This window comes from Collinsella sp. AM38-1BH (assembly GCF_003467545.1).
GTDB lineage: Bacteria > Actinomycetota > Coriobacteriia > Coriobacteriales > Coriobacteriaceae > Collinsella.
The window spans coordinates 79,348-98,801 of the sequence record NZ_QSHC01000006.1 but is presented as its reverse complement, the minus strand read 5'-3'; the positions used below and the strand labels follow the sequence as shown (position 1 = coordinate 98,801).

At 61.3% G+C, this 19,454-nt stretch carries 14 protein-coding genes; 12 read left to right on the top strand and 2 right to left on the bottom strand.

Features of this window, described 5'->3' with window-relative positions; all coding sequences use genetic code 11:
* The first annotated feature begins 336 nt into the window (after window positions 1–336).
* Entirely contained in the window at window positions 337–2,181 is a 1,845-nt protein-coding gene (locus DW870_RS04185) for a magnesium transporter (RefSeq protein WP_117876946.1), read from the top strand.
* Window positions 2,182–2,255: 74 nt separating this feature from the next.
* Window positions 2,256–3,452 carry an Nramp family divalent metal transporter gene (locus tag DW870_RS04180; RefSeq protein ID WP_117640528.1) on the top strand — a complete coding sequence of 399 codons (1,197 nt, stop codon included), beginning with the start codon at window positions 2,256–2,258 and terminating at the stop codon, window positions 3,450–3,452.
* Between the two features lie 545 nt (window positions 3,453–3,997).
* Here DW870_RS04180 and DW870_RS04175 read toward each other — a convergent pair.
* On the bottom strand, window positions 3,998–6,214 hold the full coding sequence (locus DW870_RS04175) for an acyltransferase family protein (RefSeq protein ID WP_117876944.1): 2,217 nt from the start codon (window positions 6,212–6,214) through the stop codon (window positions 3,998–4,000).
* A 187-nt stretch (window positions 6,215–6,401) separates the two neighbouring features.
* Here DW870_RS04175 and DW870_RS04170 point away from each other — a divergent pair, with 187 nt between their 5' ends.
* From DW870_RS04170 to DW870_RS04130, 9 genes are all read left to right on the top strand, one after another.
* Window positions 6,402–7,397 (top strand): ribokinase, encoded by a 996-nt coding sequence (locus DW870_RS04170; RefSeq protein WP_117876942.1) that lies wholly within the window; start codon window positions 6,402–6,404, stop codon window positions 7,395–7,397.
* A gap of 4 nt (window positions 7,398–7,401) precedes the next feature.
* Complete coding sequence (locus DW870_RS04165; RefSeq protein WP_117564514.1) at window positions 7,402–8,376, top strand: nucleoside hydrolase; 975 nt, start codon at window positions 7,402–7,404, stop codon at window positions 8,374–8,376.
* 226 nt (window positions 8,377–8,602) lie between these two features.
* Window positions 8,603–9,613, top strand: coding sequence for a LacI family DNA-binding transcriptional regulator (locus DW870_RS04160; RefSeq protein ID WP_117876940.1), 1,011 nt, complete (start codon window positions 8,603–8,605; stop codon window positions 9,611–9,613).
* 257 nt (window positions 9,614–9,870) lie between these two features.
* Window positions 9,871–11,271 carry an L-fucose/L-arabinose isomerase family protein gene (locus DW870_RS04155; protein ID WP_117876938.1) on the top strand — a complete coding sequence of 467 codons (1,401 nt, stop codon included), beginning with the start codon at window positions 9,871–9,873 and terminating at the stop codon, window positions 11,269–11,271.
* Window positions 11,272–11,273: 2 nt separating this feature from the next.
* Entirely contained in the window at window positions 11,274–12,110 is an 837-nt protein-coding gene (locus DW870_RS04150) for a transketolase (protein WP_199573597.1), read from the top strand.
* Window positions 12,103–13,044 (top strand): transketolase family protein, encoded by a 942-nt coding sequence (locus tag DW870_RS04145; protein WP_117876936.1) that lies wholly within the window; start codon window positions 12,103–12,105, stop codon window positions 13,042–13,044. The genes DW870_RS04150 and DW870_RS04145 overlap by 8 nt, the downstream gene beginning before the upstream one ends.
* Before the next feature lie 56 nt (window positions 13,045–13,100).
* Entirely contained in the window at window positions 13,101–14,591 is a 1,491-nt protein-coding gene (locus DW870_RS04140; protein ID WP_117778710.1) for a glycerol kinase GlpK, read from the top strand.
* Between the two features lie 169 nt (window positions 14,592–14,760).
* Window positions 14,761–15,249 (top strand): S-ribosylhomocysteine lyase, encoded by a 489-nt coding sequence (locus DW870_RS04135; RefSeq protein WP_117848352.1) that lies wholly within the window; start codon window positions 14,761–14,763, stop codon window positions 15,247–15,249.
* A gap of 144 nt (window positions 15,250–15,393) precedes the next feature.
* Window positions 15,394–16,038: a DUF4867 family protein gene (locus DW870_RS04130; RefSeq protein ID WP_117876934.1), complete on the top strand. Its 645-nt coding sequence runs from the start codon at window positions 15,394–15,396 to the stop codon at window positions 16,036–16,038.
* Window positions 16,039–16,235: 197 nt separating this feature from the next.
* On the opposite strand, the gene DW870_RS04125 is transcribed toward DW870_RS04130, so the two are convergent.
* Window positions 16,236–17,342, bottom strand: coding sequence for an ATP-binding protein (locus tag DW870_RS04125; protein WP_117848350.1), 1,107 nt, complete (start codon window positions 17,340–17,342; stop codon window positions 16,236–16,238).
* A 384-nt stretch (window positions 17,343–17,726) separates the two neighbouring features.
* Between DW870_RS04125 and DW870_RS04120 the strand changes: the two genes are divergently transcribed.
* The gene (locus tag DW870_RS04120) at window positions 17,727–19,157 is read left to right on the top strand and encodes a 6-phospho-beta-glucosidase (RefSeq protein ID WP_117848349.1); all 1,431 of its coding nucleotides are present in this window, start codon (window positions 17,727–17,729) and stop codon (window positions 19,155–19,157) included.
* Window positions 19,158–19,454: the final 297 nt, after the last annotated feature.

Sequence of the window (19,454 nt, the reverse complement as noted above, 5' to 3'; positions counted from 1 at the left end):
TCAGCGCAACGCGTTGCGCTGAGTCCTGAGGCTGTTGCAATGAAGATGAGAATCAAGGGTTTGGTATGCCTGCAATGTGCAGCGCATAAATTCGGTGCCGCAGCGCGATGCTGATGCTATAGTTACTGCGGTTAATGAGGGTCAAGAGAAAGGTTACAGGTGAAATCCAAACCTCGACCATACAGTCGATGACCCCATGCAGGTGCTTTCTGCGCGTGCACGGGGTGTGAGCGCCGAGCGGCGTGCCGCCCGCGCATGCGTATACATGTCTAAAAGTCCACGGATTGCGTGCCGGCATGGTCACGCGGTCCGCAGGAATAATGATGGGGAGCACCATTGAATTATCTGAGTGAGATGCTCAAATTGCCGGTCTTGGACGTCGATGGCGAAAAACTCGGCGTTGTGAACGATTTTGGCATTGCAACCGGCGAAGTTTTTCCGCACGTGACGTCCCTCGCGTTCCGTGGTCCCGGCAAGACGCCGTTTATGATCAGCTGGCGCAAATGGGTCGACCGTATCGACGAGACGGGCGTGCACCTTAAGACGTCGGCCACCGAAATCCGTTTTTCGTACCTGCAGCCGACTGAACTCTTGCTCGCGCGCGACGTGCTCAACAAACAGATTGTCGACACGCAGGGCATGAAGGTCGTGCGCGTCAACGACATCAAGTTCTCCATGTCGGGCGAAAATCAGCTGCGCCTGCTGGGTGCCGAGGTCGGCGTCCGCGGCCTGCTGCGTGCAATCAGCCCCGCGCTCGAGCACGTCGTCGAGGGCTTTATGAAGCACCTGGGCAAGCCGCTCAGCGAGGACATTATCGCCTGGTCTTATATGGACCTGCTCGATCGCTCGACTAAGAACATCCAGCTCTCGGTGTCGCACAAGACGCTTGGCGAGCTGCATCCTGCCGACATTGCTGACATCATCGAGCAGCTCGATCCGCGCCTGCGCGCGCAGGTGTTCGCCCAGCTCGATACGGCACAGGCCGCCGAGGCCATCTCGGAGTTCGATGACGACGAACTCATGACCGAGATGCTCGAGGGCCTGTCCGATACCGACGCATCGTCGATGCTGGCCATGATGGACCCGGACGACGCTGCCGACCTGATCGACGAGCTCGATTATGAGAAGGCCGAGAAGCTCCTGCGCCTGATGGGCGTCAAGGAGGAGAAGGCGATTCGTAATCTGCTGGGCTACGAGGACAACACCGCCGGCCGCATCATGACCTCGGAGTTTGTCTCGCTGCCCGCCACGGCGACGGTCGGCGATGCCATCGAGGCGATTCGCAAACTCGACGAGGACTTTGAGAGCGTCTATTACGTCTATACCGAGGATCCGAGCGGCATGCTGACGGGCGTGCTTTCGCTGCGCACGCTGATCGTGGCCGACCGCGACGCCACGCTGGGCCAGCTCGCCTATCGCGATCTGGTCTACGTGTCGCCCGACGAGGACCAGGAAGACGTGACGGACGAGATGACCAAGTACGACCTGGTTGCAATCCCTGTCTGCGACGAGAACCGTCATATCCTGGGTATCGTGACCTTCGACGACGCCATGGACGTTATCGCCGAGGAGCATCAGGAGGACCTGCAGATCGCCGGTGTCGGCTCGGGCGATAGCGCGTCGGACGACTCGACGAACGTGCTCAGCTGGTTCGTGCATCGTCAGTACTGGGTCGTCGTGTGGGGCATCGCCTCGTGCATTATGGCGACGGTGCTGGGGACGGCGCTGGGTTCCGCGCATCTGGTGGTGTTCCCCATGTGCGCCATGCCGCTCGTGCTGCTGGCTGCCTCGCGCATGGTGTCGTTCGTCAAGAACTACTTCCTCGAGTACGACGGTCACGACGACGAGCCCAAACCGTACCTGGGATTCTTCTTCCAGAGCACGGGTATGGGCCTGATCCTTTCGCTTGTTACTTACCTGTGCGCGCAGCTGGTGCGCACCGCCGCGTTCCCCGGCGCGCCCATGTTTGAGGAGCAGCTCTTTACCGGCTGCTTTAACATGGCCGCCATCATCTGCCTGGTGGGCAACATGAGCGCCGTGATTTACCTGATAGTGCTGTTCTGGCGCGATGAGCACGACCTTAACACATCGGGTACCGCCATGAACGTCATCGCCGTCATGATTTCGTGTGTGGCGTACTGCATCGCCGCGGTGCTGCTCACCATGTCAGTCATGGGTTAGGTGGTCGCGTGCAAAACACGAAGCAAAAGGCGAGCACCAAGCAAAAGCTGACCATTGCGGCCATCTTTGGCGCCATGGGCCCCGGTCTGTTGGCGGCGCTTTCGGGCAATGACGCCGGCGGCATCGCCACGTATTCCAGCGCGGGCGCCAGCTATGGTTACAAGATGCTCTGGATGCTTCCCGTCATGACCGTGCTGCTCATCGTGACGCAGGAGACCGCGGCGCGCTGCGGATGCGTCACGGGTAAGGGCCTGGCGTCGCTCATTCGCGAGCGCTTTGGCGTGCGCAAGAGCGTGCTGGCCATGGCGGCGCTGTTGATCGCCAACACGGCCGTGACCATTTCGGAGTTTGCGGGTATCGCGAGCGGACTTGCCCTGTTTGGCGTGCCGGCGAGCATTTCGGTGCCGCTCGTGGCGCTGCTGGTGTGGATGCTTACCATGTCGGGCAGTTTCCAGCGCATCGAGAAGATTTTGCTGCTGGTAAGCTGCGTGTTCGTGACCTACATCGTCGCCGCGTTTATGGCCGGCCCCAACTGGGGCGAGGTCGCGGTCGACTTGGTCGTCCCCAATATTCAAAACGACCCCAGCTACGTGTCGCTCGTGGTCGCAACGATCGGTACCACCATCGCACCGTGGATGATCTTCTTGGCTCAGAACAACGTGGTCGATAAGAATGCGGGCGAGGACGACATCGTGCTGCAGCGTATTGATACCGTGAGCGGTTCGATTGCTGCTGATATCATTGCGGGCTTCATTATCATCACGACCGGTACGGTGCTGTTCCCGGCGGGTATTCAGATTAGCGATGCCGCCGATGCCGCCCGCGCGCTGGAGCCCATCGCGGGCCAGTGGTCCACGGTGTTGTTTGCCTCGGGCCTGGTCGCAGCGAGCTTTTTGGCTGCCTGCGTGCTGCCGGGCGTTACGTCGAGTGCCATCTGCGAGGCATTTGGCTGGGAGCGCGGTGCCGACCGCAGCTGGGACGAGGCCCCGGTCTATCGCGGCATCATTACGGCCATCATCGGTATCTCTGCCGTGCTGGTGCTTATGCCCGGCGTCGATCTGTTCCAGATTATGATGACCTCGCAGGTCATCAATGGCGTGCTACTGCCCGTGGTTCTGGTGTTCCAGGTGGTTATCGCCGCCGACCGTCACATTATGGGTGCCAACCGCAACGGTCGCGTGTGGAACGTGCTCACGTGGGCGACTATCGCCGTGATTACGGTGCTGACGGTCGTCATGTTTGTCCTGCAGGCGATGGGCTACAGCGCTTAGCGTCTCTTTTGGACTCCAAACAGGCCGCTGCCATGGGTTGCGGCCTGTATTTTGCCTGTTATAGGGGGTTAGTAATATGCGAGTGGACAAAAAATGCCAAATATGAGTACTGTTGCCTGGCCGATAGCATTTACGACCAAGAAAATAATGAACATAGCTAAGAATCTGTTCATTAAAAGCGGGTCTCCAAGTCCTAAGCCGGCTATTCTGGTCAACTGAAAGGGTCGCGCGCTACCGCATGAGCGCCATTTTGGGTGGTTTTGCCTGCTACTAAAATGGCAACAGTACTCATATTTGCCCCTTTTTGTCCACGACCTCTTGGAGCCGGCTCGAAAAGAGTGATTTTGGGTTGTTTGCTGCGGGTGTGGGCTTGGAAACAACGTTCGGGGTGGCGAGGTGCCCAGAATTCGGTCGCAAGGAGGGCGTTCCTCGGCTGTGTCAGGAGTGTCCCTAGGTGCCGGCACATAAGGAACGTCCCTAACTGCCGGAGGGGGTGCCTGCCGTGGCAGGCACCCCCTCCGGATGTGGGAAGTTTGCGTTGCAGGTTACTTGTCGGTGCCCAGCTTGTGCGGCTTGAGAGCGAGCGCATTGACGAGCGCGTCGGTGGCAGACTTGACGGCCGCCGGCTGCGGATCGTTGACGTGATCCTCGGGATGCACGGGCAGGTCCTTCTTGACTGCATCGTGGATCAAGTTGAGGTACTCAGTCACGCCAGTGGTCGACAGGTGCGTGCCATCGCCATCGAACAGGTCGTTGCGATTGGCACTGTATCCGTACCAGTCGATAACGCGCACGTTCTTGTAGCGCGTAGCAGCGTTGGCGATGGCCTGGTTGGTAGAGTCAACCCACGGCTGCGGGCTGCGCGTGTTCACAAACACCACAATACGCTTATCTCCTGCATCGGTCATGATGGCGTCGATCTGGTCGTCGGTTACCAAGCCGTTGGTGCCCAGTGCAAAGACCACGATCTTGCCGGCAAGGTTCTGTTGGAGATAGCCCTCAAATGTCGCGCGGCCCGCATCAAACTGGCGGCCCTTTTCGGCATCGATATGGCTGTCCGGGAACACGCCGTCAAAGGAATCAACGGCGCGCAGCGACACGGAGTCACCGATCATCAACAGGTCGTAGGAGCCATCGGGGAAGCCGTCGTTGTCCTTGTCGGTGTCGTCGGCTGCCTGTTGGTCCGTTGGCGCGGTGTTCTTGGCTTCCTTGTTGAGGACTTCGGCGCCCTCACCGCTCAGTGCAGACGTCTCGGGCACAAAGACCAGGCCGCCCAGTGCAACGACCAACACGACAGCGCAGGCTGCGCAGACAGGGACGTGCGCGCGTACCCAGTTGGCGGGCGTGGTGGCGCCGTCGCGAAACTCGGATACGGTGCGCCCAAAGGCGCCCTTTCTAAACGGCGTCTCGATAAAGCGATATGAACATTCGGCTACGGCGACCACCAACAACACCTGCAAAATGTACTGCCACCACGGCGTATCGTTGATGTTGGCGACCGGGTTCATGAGCAACAGTAGCGGATAGTGCCACAGGTAGATGCTGTACGAGCGCTTGCCAACCCACACGAGCGGCTCGGCGGACAGTGCGCGGGCAACCATTCCCTGGGGCTGCACGCAGGCCGCGATGACCATGAGCGTGAGGATGGAGCATAGCAGCGTGCCGCCGCGATACTGGAACGCGGTGTAGCCGTTGGTGAGCGCGACCATGGCGGCAAGGCCAACCAGACCCACGACGCCCAACACATCGATGGATGCGGGCGAGGACCAAAAGCGCACGAGGGCGCTCGGCTGTGCCGGGACGGTCTCGGCTGCGTTGTCGGCCTTCTCGCTAGGCTTGCCCTCGGCGTTCTTGCCGTGCTTGGCGGCGCCAGCCAGGCGATTGAGCCCCAAACGATGAGCGAGACGCACCGGCGCCAGGTCGCGATCGGGGATAAAGGCCATCCAGGCGCCCAGCAGCAGCGAGAAGACGCGGGTGTCGGTGCCGTAGTACACGCGGCTGGGGTCGGCGGCAGGGTTGTAGAGCACCATCATGGCAAGGGCGGATACCGCTGCGAGTCCCAGGACCACACGGCGCGTGTTGGGTTTGCTCACATGCATGGACACCATGGCAAACAGCAGCGGTGGCCAAACCAGGTAGAATTGTTCCTCGATGGCGAGCGACCAAAAGTGCGTAAGCGGCGAGGGATCGCCCAGAGCATTGAAGTACGAGACGTTTTGGGCAATCTGCCACCAGTTGTTGAAGAACAGCAGCGACGGCAGAATGTCGGGGCGCATCTTGGTGAGCATCACGTGGTTAAAGATGGTGCACAGCGCGCAGGTCACGAACACTACCGTTACCACGGCGGGGACCAGGCGACGGATGCGGCGGATCCAGAAGCTCTTGAGGTCGATGCGGCCGGTCTTAGCGACTTCGTTGAGCAGCAAGCGCGTGATCAGATAGCCCGAAAGCACAAAGAAGATCGTGACGCCAAGCAGGCCGCCCTGAGCCCACGTGAGGTTGAGGTGATAGAGCACCACTGCGACGACGGCAAGCGTGCGCAGGCCGTCAAGGGCAGGGATGTAGCGGGACTTGGGGCGAGCAGGCGTCTGCTCCGCGGCGGGAGTGTTGGCGCGGCCCGCGTTGTTGGCAGAAGCGCGATGGGGGCTCGCGGTGCGTCGCGGCTCGTTGGCACGGCGTTCGCCCTTCACGCGTTCGTGCGGCGCCGGCTCGTTGCCCGTGCGGCGTCGACCGCGCGAGCCCGATTGCGAGAATTGTTCCATAAAACATCATCCAATGACGAGAATAATCAGCACGTATTCATTGTAGCTGCCTGCCCCTGTGAATGCTTGCTGCTGGCGTAAGCTCAAGCGCGCGTCCACATCAAAGTGGACTAAAGTTATAGGGGGTGCGAGAGTGCACAATCGTTGGTCGACGGTGGGCGCAAAGCCTGAAGACGAGGAGGTTTCCATGGCGGATCACAGCATCGTTGCGGTGTTCGGCAGCATGAACATGGACCTTTCGGTGGCGTGCGAGCGCATGCCGCGTGCGGGCGAGACAGTCGGTGGCAGCGGTTTTATCACCAACGCTGGTGGCAAGGGCGCTAACCAGGCCGTCGCCGCTGCGCGCATGGGTGCGCGCACATGCATGATCGGCGCTGTTGGGCGCGATACCTTTGGCGATGCGCTCGTGGCAGGGCTCCAGGATGCCGGCGTGGGCGTTGAGTTCGTGGCGCGTCGCGATGACGTGGAGACCGGTACCGCGACTATCATTCGCTGCGAGAGCGACAACCGCATCGTGCTGTCGCCGGGCGCCAACCATGCGCTTGCGGGCGAGGACGTTGCCCGCGCACTGAGGCGCTTGGTGGCCGACGAGCTCGACGGCGATGCCAGCGAGATTGCCCCGGCTGCTGGCGGCGTCTTTATCGCCCAGGGCGAATGTGACCTTGCGGCGACGGCCGGGGCGCTTGCTTGCGCTCACGAGCTGGGGTTCTATACGGTCTTTAACCCTGCGCCCGCCTGCGATTTGCCGGCAGGAGCGTGGCCTGCGGTCGACTTGGTCTGCCCCAACGAGACCGAGTGCCAGATGCTGACGGGCATTCTGCCCACAGATGATGCGAGCTGCGTCGCCGCGCTCAATGCGCTGCTCGACAAGGGCGCCGGCGCCGCGGTCATCACGCTGGGCGGCGCCGGCTCGGTTACGCTCGGCGATGGCGGTGAGCCGCTGCGCATGCCGGCGCTTTCGAGCGCGGTGGTCGATACGACGGCCGCGGGCGATACGTTTATTGGTGCGCTTGCTGCAGCTCGTCTGGAGGGTCTGCCGCTCTTTGAGTGCATGGCCGCGGGTGCTCGCGCCTCGGCGGTGACGGTATCGCGCCTGGGCGCTCAGCAATCAATTCCCACGCGTACGGAAGTCGAGCACAAGTTTGGTTTAGACGGTTTGGATGTAGACGGAGAAGCGGAGTAGAACAATGGCAACCAAGAAGCTGATCCTTGATCTGGATATGGGTGTGGATGATGCGATGGCGCTCGCCTATGCCATCGCAAGCCCCGAGGTGGAGCTCGTGGGCATCACCACGTGCTTTGGCAACGTGCGCGTCGAGCAGTCGGCGCACAACTGCTTGGCGGTGCTCGACCTGTTGGGTCGTCCCGAGGTGCCGGTGTACCTGGGCGCCGATCGTCCCATGAAGGCGACCGAACCCTACACGCCGCCGGCGTCCACCACGCTTATCCACGGCAAGAACGGTATTGGCGGCGCAAGCGTGCCCGCCTCGCCGTACGAGCCAGTGGGCGCGACGTCGGCCGATGGCAATGCGGCGGTCGATTACCTGATTGATGCCGCGCGTACCTATGGTCCCGATCTGGTCTACGTTGCGACCGGCCCGCTCACCAATCTGGCGCTTGCCCTGGAGCGCGATGCGGCGGCGATGATGTCCATCGGCCGCGTGGTCGTGATGGGCGGTGCGCTTACCGTGCCCGGCAACGTGAGCGCGGGCGCCGAGGCCAACATGGCGGGCGACCCCGAGGCTGCCGACGCCGTGTTGCGCTCGGGCCGCAAGCTCACCATGGTGGGCTTGGATGTGACGCACCGCGTGGTGCTCACACGTCGCGACGTTGCCGGCTGGACGGGCTCGGGCACTATGGCTGGCTGCGCGTTTGCGAGCATGGTCGAGCACTATATCGGTTCGTACGAAATGAACGCGCCCTACCTGGGCGGCTGCGCGCTGCACGATCCGCTGGCGGTTGCCGTGGCGATTGATCCCACGCTCGTGGGTGCGCTCGGCTGCAATCTTCGTGTCGACCTGCTGGGCGAGTACCGCGGCCGCACTATCTGTGACGAGCACCGTCTGTCCGATCCGGATAAGAGCGCGCTCGTGGCGCTCACCGTGGACGCCCCGCGCTTCCTGTCCGAGTTCAAGGCCCGTATGGCTCGTGTCCTGGGCTAAATGATTTTCACGCCCCGTCCCATGTAGTCAATTTGGGACGGGCTTTTTTAGCTACCGAGTAAATACGCCCGTTGGGGGAATAGTCGCGTCGCTTCGCTTGACAACAGGCTAAACTAGCTATTAAACATTTACTATTCTGTTTAGATTGAATTTGCGGTCGTTTAGTTGTCGAGTCACGGGGCGGTCAGGCCACGATGCTCCGCCACGACCGTTGCTAGGGGGAACAATGGCCAAAGCAAGTGTTCGCGAGATCAGCCGCATCACCGGTTTTTCGCCCGCAACCGTGTCCAACGCGCTCAACCGCAAGCGCAGCGTGAGCGAGGAGACCGCCAAAGTCATCCTGGAGTGCGCGCAGTCGCTCGGCTATCAGCAGTCGACGCAGCTCGAGAGCATCCAGTTTGTGCTCGCGCGCAAGACGGGCGCCATCCTGGACGAGAGCACCTTCCACCCCGCGGTCATCGAGGGCGTGGAGCGCCAGGCGCGTCGCCACGGCATGAGCACGAGCTTTGTCTCGCTCGACTTTAGCGACCTAGACGCCGTGCGTCCGCAGGTCGAGGGCCTGATTGCCGATCCGGCCGCCGCTATTGTACTAATGGGTACGGAGTTGGGCGAGGAGGACTACGCCCTGTTCGCTAACGCCGCCGCCCACCTGATTGTGCTCGATGGCTGGAGCGACCGCCAGTACTTTGATGCCGTGGTCATTGCCAATACCGATTCGGTGCTGCGTGCCGTGGACTACCTTATCGAGAAAGGTCACAAGCAAATCGGCTATCTGGCGGGCGACCTTCGTATCCGCAACTTTAAGGACCGCGAGCGCGGCTATCGCCAAGCACTTGAGGATGCGGGCCTCGAGGCAAACCCGGCATGGCGCGTCACGCTGGGCACCACGCTCGAAGGTGCCTATCGCGATATGGGTGCATGGCTCGACAGCGTCTCACGCGACGACCTGCCGACGGCTTTCTTTGCCGAGAACGACGTGCTCGCCGTGGGTGCCATGCGCGCGTTCAACGAGCACGGCATTCGCGTGCCCGAGGATGTCTCGATCATCGGCTTTGACGACCTATCTCTGGGCGCCTTCTCCAACCCGCCACTCACCACGGTGCATGTTCCCAAACACGAGGTGGGCGAGATCGCGGTGCGCCGTCTGGTGGGTAACATCCGCAATCCCAAGAGCTATACCTGCAAAACGGCCGTGTCGACCTATTTTGTCGAGCGCCAGAGCGTGCGCGAAATCTAGGCGGAGACGGCATTGCCTGCAGCGTGCCAAAGCTCGCTAGGGCAGTTAACATAGTGCCATTCAGAAGAGGATCCTTCGGGGTCCTCTTTTTGTTTCCCTTGTATGTTCAGATTGTTTACATACCGTTTAGGCTGATTTCTCTACCGTCTACGGGTATTTCGCGCTAAACTTCTAAACAGAAGAGTAAAACATTTAGTAAACAGAACAAAACGAAACATGCGTCTGTTTACTGAACATGTGACTAGGGGAGGACGTACATGGACAAGATCAAGCTCGGTTTTGTGCCCACGCGCCGTAGCATCTTTAGCGCGCCGGACGCGATCAAGTATCGCGGCCTTACGGCTGATCGCCTGCGCGAGATCGGCGTCGAGATTGTGGATATCGACGACATCAACGACGAGGGCCTGCTGTTCGACGACAGCCATATCGCGCCTATCGTCGAGAAGTTCCGCGCCGAGGGCGTCGACGGCATCATGCTCTGCCACGCCAACTTTGGTACCGAGTATGTCTGCGCCCGCCTTGCCCGCGAGCTCGGCTTGCCCGTGCTGCTGTGGGGTCCGCGCGACGAGCGCCCCGAGCCCGACGGCACCCGTCTGCGCGATAGCCAGTGCGGTCTGTTCGCCACCGGCAAGGTCCTGCGTCGCTTCCAGGTTCCCTTCACCTACATGACCAACTGCCGTCTGACCGATCCCGAGTTCGAGCGCGGTGTCTGGGACTTTTTGGCCGTGTGCAACGTGGTCAAGACTTTCAAGCACACCCGCATCCTGCAGATGGCCACCCGTCCGTTCGATTTCTGGTCGACCATGTGCAACGAGGGCGAGCTGCTCGAGAAGTTCAACATCCAGCTTTCGCCCATCCCCATGACCGAGCTTGTCCAGGCTGTGCGCGACGCCCAGGCCGACGAGCAGGCCATGGCCGCCATGCTTGCCCACATCAACGACAGCTTTGAGATCTGCATTCCCGAGGACAAGGTCCCCGCGGTCGCAGGACTTGCCATCGCCATGAAGCGCCTGGTCGAGAAGTACGGCTGCAACGCCGGTGCCATCCAATGCTGGAACGCCCTGCAGGACGAGCTGGGCATTATGCCCTGCGCCGCCAACGCTATCCTCAACGAGATGGGTATCCCCGTCGTGTGCGAGACCGATATCCATGGCGCCATCACTGCGCTGATGGTCGAGGCCGCCGACCTGGGCCGCCACCGCGGCATGTTCGCCGACTGGACCGTGCGCCATCCCGATAACGAGAACGGCGAGCTGCTGCAGCACTGCGGCCCCTGGCCCTGCAGCTGCGCGGCCGTCAAGCCCAAGCTCACCTACCCGCTGGCCTTCGATCACCCCGGCGCGCTGACGGCCGAGGCCAAGCACGGCGACCTCACCCTTGCTCGCTTTGACGGCGACAACGGCGAGTACTCGCTGCTGTTGGGCAACGCTCGCGGCATCGACGGCCCGGCCGGCATGGGCACCTACCTGTGGGTCGAGGTCGAAAACCTCAAGCGCCTCGAGGCCAAGATCGTCGAGGGTCCCTACATCCACCACTGCGTCGCCATTCACGCCAACGTGGTGCCGGTGCTCTACGAGGCGTGCAAGTACATTGGCATTGCCCCCGACCTGTACGACCCCATCGAAGAAGACGTCAAAGCTTACCTGCGAGGAGAGTAGAAATGGCAACTATCGAAGAGCTTGAGTCCCTGCGTTGGGACCTTCGACGCGATTGCGTCGATATCATCATGGCTGGCGCCGGCGGGCACATCGGCGGCGACATGTCGGTCATCGATGCGCTGATGACCCTCTACGCCAACCACCTCAACATTTCGCCCGAGACCGTCGACAATCCCAACCGCGATCGCTTCGTGCTCTCCAAGGGCCACGCCATGGAGGCCTACTACGCGGTGCTCTGCCACGAGGGCTATCTTGACCTTGATGACGTCAAGGCCCGCTTCTCCAAGTTCGGCAGCCCCTACATCGGCCACCCCAACAACAAGCTCAAGGGCATCGAGATGAACTCGGGCTCGTTGGGTCACGGTCTGCCCGTGGCTGTGGGCATGGCACTTGCCGGCAAGATGGATGGCCGCGGCTACCGCGTCTACACCATCATGGGCGACGGCGAGCTTGCCGAGGGCTCGGTCTGGGAGGGCGCCATGAGCGGCGGCAACTACCAGCTCGATAACCTGTGCGCGCTCGTGGACCGCAACCGCCTGCAGATCAGCGGCAGCACCGAGGACGTCATGAAGCAGGACTCGCAGGAGGAGCGCTGGGCCGCCTTCGGTTGGAACGTGCTGTCCATTCCGGGCAACGACGTCCAGGCCATCGACGCCGCGCTGACGCTGGCCGCCGAGACCAAGGGTAAGCCCACGGTCATCATCCTCAACACAGTGAAGGGCTACGGCTCGCCGGTTATGGAGGACAAGGCCGCCTGGCATCATCACCTGCCCAACGATGAGGAATATGCCCAGATCATCGCCGATTTCGCTGCCCATAAGGAGGCCATCAATGGCTAACAAGATCGCCAACCGAAAGGCTATCTGCGACACGCTGCTCGAGGCCGCCGCAACCGATAAAGACATCGTCGTCCTGTGCTCCGACTCCCGCGGCTCTGCATCGCTCACGCCGTTCTTTGACCAGTATCCCCAGCAGTCCGTTGAGGTCGGCATTGCCGAGCAGGACCTGGTGAGCATCGCCGCCGGCATGGCCTCGTGCGGCAAGAAGGCCTGGGCCGCCTCGCCGGCGTCCTTTGTGACCACGCGCTCGTATGAGCAGTGCAAGGTCGACGTTTCGTACTCCAACACCAACGTCAAGCTCATCGGCATCTCGGGCGGCGTGTCCTACGGCGCCTTAGGCATGAGCCATCACTCCGCGCAGGATATCGCCGCCATGAGCGCGATTCCCAACATGCGCGTGTATCTGCCGAGCGATCGCTTCCAGACCGCCGAGCTCGTGCGTGCCCTGGTCGCCGACAACAAGCCGGCCTACATCCGCGTGGGCCGCAACCCGGTGGAGGACGTGTACACTGAGGACGAGTGCCCGTTCCAGATGGATCGCGCCACCTGGGTGCGCCGCGGCACCGATGTGACGATTGTCGCCACCGGTGAGATGGTCCGCCATGCCGTGGACGCCGCCGATCTGCTGGCCGAGCAGGGCATCTCGGCAACGGTGCTCGATATGTACTGCGTCAAGCCGCTCGATGCCGAGGCCGTGATCGAGGCCGCCGGTGCCACGCGCGCCGTCGTGACCGTCGAGGAGCACAGCCCCTTCGGTGGCCTGGGTTCCATGGTCGCGCAGGTCGTGGGCGAGCATTGCCCGCGTCCGGTCAAGTGCCTGAGCCTGCCCGATGCGCCGGTCATCACCGGCACGAGCCCCGAGGTCTTTGCGCACTACGGCCTGACGGGCGAGGGAATCGCAAAGACGGTCGCCGAGTTCCTTCCCGCAGAGTAACTGGAATGTGACAAAGGGACCGCCCCTTTGTCACATTCGTTTTGAAAGGGGTGGCCATGGGCCGCTACATCATCGGAATCGATCAATCCACGCAGGGCACCAAGGCGCTGCTGGTGGACGAGGGCGGCCATTTGATTCATCGTGCCGATCGCCCGCATCGCCAGATTGTCAACGAGGCCGGCTGGGTGAGCCATGATCCAGCCGAGATCGCCGCTAACGTGCTGGCCGTGGCGCGCGCCGTGGTGGAGGAGACCGGGGTCGATCCGGCCGACGTCGCCGGCATCGGCATCTCCAGCCAGCGCGAGACTACCGTTGCCTGGAAGCGCACGACGGGCGAGCCGCTGTGCGACGCCGTGGTGTGGCAGTGCGCCCGCGCCCGCGAGCTGTGCGACGAGCTTGCTGCGCGCGAAGGCGTGGCCGAGCTGGTGCGCGACACGACGGGTCTGGTGCTCTCGCCCTACTACCCGGCGGGCAAGATGGCCTGGATCCTCGCGAACGTTCCCGCGGCTGCCGAGGCCGCTGCGGCGGGCGAGCTGTGCCTGGGCACCATCGATGCCTGGGTGGTCTGGACGCTCACGGGCGGCGCGGAGTTTCGCTGCGACTGGTCCAATGCCAGCCGCACGCAGCTCTTTGACCTGCGCCGTGGCTGCTGGAGCGAGCCGGTGTGCGAGGCCTTTGGCGTCGATTCGGCTTGCCTGCCGCAGGTGACCGATTCCGATGGCCTGTTCGGCATGACGAACCTGGGCGGCTTTTTGCCGGCGCCCGTGCCCATTCACGGCGTGCTCGGCGACAGCCATGCCGCCTTGTTTGCCCAGGGCTGCCATAGCCGCGGCATGGCAAAGGCGACCTATGGCACCGGCAGCTCGGTCATGATGAACGTCGGCGACGAGTTCGTCGCCAGCTCGCACGGGCTTTCGAGCTCGCTTGCGTGGCGTATGGACGGTGTGACCGAGTATGTGCTCGAGGGCAACGTGAGCTACGCCGGCGCCGTCAAGACGTGGCTGCGCGACGACCTGGAGCTCATCAACAATCCCGAGGAAGTCACCGACCTGTGCTACGCCGCCAATCCGGCGAGCCGCGTCTACTTTGTGCCGGCGTTCACTGGCCTGGGCGCGCCGCACTGGGCGAGCGATGCCGAGGGCTGCGTCTTTGGCATGACGCGCACCACGGGCCGTGCGGAGTTCGTAAAGGCCGCCGACGAGTCGATCGCCTATCAGATCTTCGACGTGATCGATGCGATGGTCGAGGATTCGGGCGCGGCACTGGCCGAGCTTCGTGTTGACGGCGGTCCCACGCGCGACGCGTACCTGATGCAGTTTGAGAGCGACCTGGTCGGCTCGCCCATCCGCATTGCGAGCAACGACGAGATGAGCGGCCTGGGTGCGGCTTGGGCCTGCGGCATTGCGCTGGGCATGTACACGCGCGATGTCGTTGACGTCTACGGCGCCCGCGGCATCGTGGAGCCTGCCATGCCTGCCGACGAGCGAGCCAAAAAGATCGCCGGCTGGCGCCATGCTGTCGACGCCACAATTGCATACACTGCCTAGGCGGCTGCGCGGCGCCCAAGGATTTTTCTGGGACGGGGATAAAAAACTCATTGATCCCCGTCCTAGGCAGCTCATTTGGGGCGGGGCTTTTTTGACTGGTATGATTGGTGCGACCATTCGAACCAGCTAAAAGAGCCCCGTCCCAATTTAACTACCGAGAGGAACTGCCATGGAGCGTATCGCGAGCTTTTCCGTTGACCATCTGCTGCTTGAGCCCGGCGTGTACGTGAGCCGCATCGACCGCGATCCGGCGACCGGCGCCGCCGTTACCACCTTTGACCTGCGCCTGACCACGCCCAATAAGGAGCCGGTCATGAACACGGCCGAGTGCCACACCATCGAGCACCTGGGCGCGACGTTCCTTCGCAATCATGCCGAGTGGTCGAGCCGCATTGTCTACTTTGGCCCCATGGGCTGCCGCACGGGCTTTTACCTGGTTGTCTTTGGCGAGCTGACGAGCGAGAAGGTCTTGCCGCTCGTCCGCGAGCTGTTTGAGTTTGTCGCCGGCTTCGAGGGCGATGTCCCCGGTGCCGCTCCCGAGGAATGCGGTAACTACCTGGACCAGAACCTCCCCATGGCCAACTGGCTTGCGCGCCGCTACCTCGACCGCGACCTGGCCGATATCGACGAGAAGCATCTGCACTATCAGCAGGCGTAAGGGCTTTGTCGTCCAAAACGCGCGCATTGGGCGCCTTCGCTTATGCGGGGGCGCCTTTTTGTTGATTGGTCGGGGTGAGCGTTCAAAATCGCTCATGTTTGTTCTAGAATGTTCGTATAGTCACATTTACGAACAGGAGTGAACATGCATATCTACTCTGTCAACGATCCCGAGTTCAAATCCTATGGCAACGTTTGGGATGACGTTCCGTCTGAGCTCACGTCGCCCGTGCTCGAGGCGCTCTCTGCCGCGCCCATCCCCGAGGGCAGCAAGTACGTTGCAAGTGCGCCGGAGCTCGAGGGCGTCAAGGATGCCGATAAACTGGGCTTTCTCATGTTTGGTGGCCGTCCCTTCCAGCTCGGCTGGTGCAACGGCCACAACACGCGTCTCAACTGCCTGGAGTACCACCGCGCGAGTGAGTTCAACCTGGGCGCGCGCGACTTTATCCTGCTCGTGGCGCATCGCTGGGAGATCGAGGACGGCAAGCTCGATACCGCGTGCGTCAAGGCGTTCTGCGTGCCGGCGGGCAAGGTTGTCGAGGTCTTCAACACCACGCTCCACTACACGCCGTGCATGGTCGACGACGGTGGCTTCCAGGTGATGGTGGCGCTTCCCGCCGGCACCAACGGCCCGCGCCCCGAGGCCGCAACCGACATGCCTACCGCCGGTGACAGCTACTGCTACTGGAAGGCCGACAAGTGGGTTCTCTGCCATGCTGACAGCCCCAAGGCTGCCGAGGGCGGCTACGTAGGCCTCATCGGCAAAAACCTCGATATCGCCTGCGACTAGAATCTTCTGTCTCGATCTGTAACATCTAGCGGGCTAAATCGTCTCTACCTGTTACAGATTTAGACAAACTGCAGGGGACAGACCGAACAATCTCGATCTGTAACACCAGGCTCGGTTTCGACGGCCTACCTGTTACAGATCGAGCCAAACCGGGCCCAAGCCGCCACAAAGGTGCCTGTCCCCTTTGTGGTGGCTGCCTAGAGTTGGCTGCGCAGATAGTCAGCCATATATGGAACGGCGAAACGCACGTAACCGCGGCGCGCCTGTTCGATTACGCCGGCGTCGATGAGGCGCCGGCGATACTTTTGCGCATAGTCGGGTGTGACTGACATACGTTTCGCTACATCGGAAATGCGCGAAACGGCGTCTTCGTCATCAGTCATTGCGTCGAGAAACGCGACGTCTTGGTCCGATAGCGCGGCGAGCGTCGTTTCACAAACATCGTTTTCGAAATCGGCTTTTGACGCTTCGATAGCTCCGTCGACTTGCTCTGGCGTTACGTGTTCTCCTGTCTTGCAGCGATTGCCGATGTTATAGCCGATGAGCTGCAGCATATAGGGCGAGCCTTGGGTTGCGCGAGCGGCACGGAGGCGAAGATCGCCTGGAATATCAAGGTCGAGCTCTTCGAAAGCCCGCTGATAATAGGCATCGACATCTCCGACTGAAAGCGGTTCGAGCGTGACCTTGCGAGCGCGGTTGAGAAATGTCAGCACGCGGTCATTGAGCGTTGCACAGACGGCTCCCGGGAGACCTGCCATAACAAGCGCGACGTTGAGTCCCTCACCGACCAGCTCTTGATAGGCGGTGACGAGCTGTCTAATCTCAGGTGAATTAGCTTGGAGCTCATCGATAAGGATGAGGATGCCGTGCCCCTGCTCGGTCAGCTTGCGCGCCAGCTGCGTGAGTTTGAACTGGAAACTCTTGGTCTCCTGCACATCGCGTGTGAACTCGAGACCGGCTGAGAAGCCGAAGACGCTCAAGCTACCGCCAGAAAGTTTGGGGAGATGACGCTTGCTGACATAAGGCTCGCCTGCTTCTTGGATTTTTTCAACAATGCGCTCAAGCATATCTTCGGAGGCTACGGTGGGTGTGGCGACAACAAAACCGAGCTTGCGTGCGCGGTCGGCAAGTTCCCACAGAAGAACCGTCTTGCCGCTGCCTCGCTGGCCGAGCATGAGCATGGCTCGGTCTCGATTGCCCGGCTCCTGCTCAAGACCGGAGATGAATGTCGAAATCACGTTCCCGCGACCCACCAGATAGGACGGGCGATTTCCAAATGAGGGGGAGAAGATGGTTTCAGTCATAAGTCTCCTTTCCTTTTTTTCCTATTTTTTCCTTTCTTTCCTATTCAGTCAAATGAATTGCTGAGCGAAGGCGGTTACGTAGGCCTCGTCGGCAAAACCTCGACATCACCTGCGACTAGAATCTTCTGTCTCGATCTGTAACATCTAGCGGGCTAAATCGTCTCTACCTGTTACAGATCGAGACAAACCGGGCCCAAGCCGCCACAAAGGTGCCTGTCCCCTTTGTGGTGGTTTGGGGCGGCGGTATCAGAAAGTGTCAGACGGGGGCGGCTGCCGGGCCGCCGTGTGCGAAAAGAAGTGTCGGCCTGCGTCGCTGTCGTTGGGCGAGGCCCTATTTGCGGGGATACTGAAACCACGACAAGCAGCGTATGAAAGGATCGATGCATGGCTTTTCGTAAAGACTTTCTGTGGGGCGGCGCGACGGCTGCCAACCAGTGCGAGGGCGCCTATAACGTGGACGGCCGCGGCCTTGCCAACGTGGACGTGGCTCCGCACGGCCCCGAGCGCTATGCGGTGGTCTCCGGCCAGCGTAAAATGCTCGACTTCGAGGACGGCTATTACTATCCCGCGCAGACCGGCATCGATTTCTATCACCACTACAAAGAGGACATTGCTCTCTTTGCCGAGATGGGCTTTAAGACCTTCCGTATGAGCCTGGCTTGGACCCGCATCTTCCCCAACGGCGACGAGACCGAGCCCAATGAGGCTGGCCTGGCCTTCTACGAGGATGTATTCCGCGAGTGTCAAAAGCACGGCATCGAGCCGCTCGTGACCATCGCGCACTTCGACTGTCCGATTCACCTCATCAAGGAGTACGGCGGCTGGCGCAACCGTAAGCTCATCGACTTCTACAAGAACCTCGCGACCACAATCTTTACCCGCTACAAGGGTCTGGTGAAGTACTGGCTTACCTTTAACGAGATCAATATGATCTTGCACCTGCCGTTTATGGGTGCCGGTCTGGTCTTTGAGGAGGGCGAGAACAAGGAGGCTGTCGAGTACCTGGCCGCCCACAACGAGCTCGTTGCCAGCGCTTGGGCAACCAAGATTGCCCACGAGATCGACCCCGAGGTCAAGATTGGCTGCATGCTCGCCGCAGGTAGCTACTACCCCTACAGCTGTCGTCCGGGCGATGTGCGCCAGGCGCAGCTCGACAATCAGGACAATTACTTCTTCGTCGACGTTCAGAGCCGTGGCTACTACCCGGCCTATGCCGTCAAGAAGCTCGAGCGTCTGGGTATCGATGTGGGCATGACGGACGAGGACCGCGAGATCCTGGCCGCCAACACCGTCGACTTCATCAGCTTTAGCTATTACAGCACCCGTTGCTCCGCCGGTGCCGATAACCCCGATGTCGAGCGCACCCAGGGCAACGCCTTCGCCGGCGCCAAGAACCCCTACCTGCAGGAGAGCCAGTGGGGCTGGGCCATCGATCCACTGGGCTTCCGCATTACGCTCAACGACCTGTACGACCGTTATCAGAAGCCACTGTTTGTGGTTGAGAACGGCCTGGGCGCCAAGGATGTTGTCGAGGAGGATGGTTCCATCAACGACGACTACCGTATCGACTACCTGCGCCAGCATATCGCCGCGATGCGCGATGCGGTGACCGAGGACGGCGTTGACCTGCTGGGCTACACCACCTGGGGCCCGATTGACCTGGTGTCTGCCGGCACGGGCGAGATGTCCAAGCGCTACGGCTTTATCTATGTGGACCGCGATGATGCGGGCAACGGCACCCTCAAGCGCTCCAAAAAGAAGAGCTTCGACTGGTACAAGAAGGTTATCGCCACCAACGGCGAAGATTTGGCCTAAGGGCACTGAGGTACTCAACCTTGAGGCTCCAACCCTCCTCGCGTACCTAAAGTACGCTTCGTCGGGCTTGTCGCTCCCAATCTTGAGCACCTCAGGCCCTTAGGAGGCGGACCTGACCGTCGCGTTTCGGAAGTCCTGCTTTATAACGTCCTAGCCCAGGCGCCCGGCGAGCAGTTAATGCTTGCCGGGCGCGTTCGCATCGGGATGCCCATCAAGGAAGTGGCGTTGCGCGTGTCCCTTCTGGTCCATGCGGCTCAAAATCGCGGCGTGATGTGGATGACTGGGGTCGAATTGGCA